The sequence below is a fragment of the Candidatus Obscuribacterales bacterium genome (genome assembly GCA_036703605.1).
Classification (GTDB): Bacteria; Cyanobacteriota; Cyanobacteriia; order RECH01; family RECH01; genus RECH01.
The window spans coordinates 1-1,073 of record DATNRH010000313.1 but is presented as its reverse complement, the minus strand read 5'-3'; the positions used below and the strand labels follow the sequence as shown (position 1 = coordinate 1,073).

Below are 1,073 nucleotides of genomic sequence, written 5' to 3'. Positions count from 1 at the left end.
TTGAGCAGATCTTCAACGACCCCAAGTGTGAACAGCTCTTCGAGTCCCTGGTACGTTAGAGAGGGAAAGGATGGCGTTTGGGGAGTCTTTTCATTGCCACTTGGATACTGTTGCAGTTGCAGCTTCCATGGAAAAAAACTGATACCAAAGGTCGGCTCCTTGAAGGCTGCCCGCACTCGTGGAATCCTGAAGTTCGACGGCCAGATGCTGTTGATGCCTGTCCACAAAGGTGCCCTCCTTCCCCTCTCTTGATCTATCTGCCTACCCCCACTTTGTTCACACCCAGACGTCGTTTTGACTCTTGTCGAGCCCCTTCCTGAGGGCTCACCCGACCCTGGCCCCCCTAAGCCCGTGACGGACAACCGCTTCTAAGAAAATGCGGCATAAACTATGATTTTGTTGCCCCTGGGCTTCGGCAGTCTGAAACAACACGCCACCATACGAGCAAGCCGATGAAGCAGCGATTTAATTGACAGTGAGGGAGGCGATCCAAGCGTTTAGCGTGCCCGAAAAGTTCGGCAGGGCAGCGGCACTAGAGCTACTGAGCCAGGCATGGCCTAATGCTTAGAGGGTGGGCGGGGGGCTTTGTCTAGGGTGCCAAACTTACCAGCCAAATCCTTCGCCTTAGGGCGCTGGGTAGGATCCACCTGCAGGCAGCTCTGAATGAAGTCCTTGGCCTCCTGCGAGACCGGAGCGAATTCATCGCCAAACTCAAACTTACCCTGTCTCACTTGCCCCTAGAGAGTAAGCTTTGTGGAACACACCTTCAGGGCCATGGTGTTAGGGTTCTGGAAGGGAGGGTGTCCACAGAGGAGGATGTAGGTTACAATACCCAACCCCCAAACATCGTATGGCGAGCCATAAGGTTTGTTCATCAGAATCTCGGGTGCTGGAGGTCAAAGAGCGGGGAACATACCACAATATTCAACCTCGCCGGTTTCGAACTCCCGCTCCTGGTCCCCAGGGCTAACCTTGGACAGGGAGAAGCCGGAGATAACCACATTGCCAGCCGAGCCGACTAGAACATTCTCGGGTGAAATGTTCTTGTGAATTACAGCCTGGGAGTGCAGATA

2 protein-coding genes are annotated in these 1,073 nt (G+C 54.1%); both read right to left on the bottom strand.

The window, feature by feature from the left end:
* Positions 1-227, bottom strand: a 227-nt coding sequence (locus V6D20_06650) for a hypothetical protein (protein HEY9815466.1), incomplete at its 3' end; no start/stop codon positions are given.
* A gap of 330 nt (positions 228-557) precedes the next feature.
* On the bottom strand, positions 558-731 hold the full coding sequence (locus V6D20_06645; GenBank protein ID HEY9815465.1) for a hypothetical protein: 174 nt from the start codon (positions 729-731) through the stop codon (positions 558-560).
* Between the last annotated feature and the right edge of the window lie 342 nt (positions 732-1,073).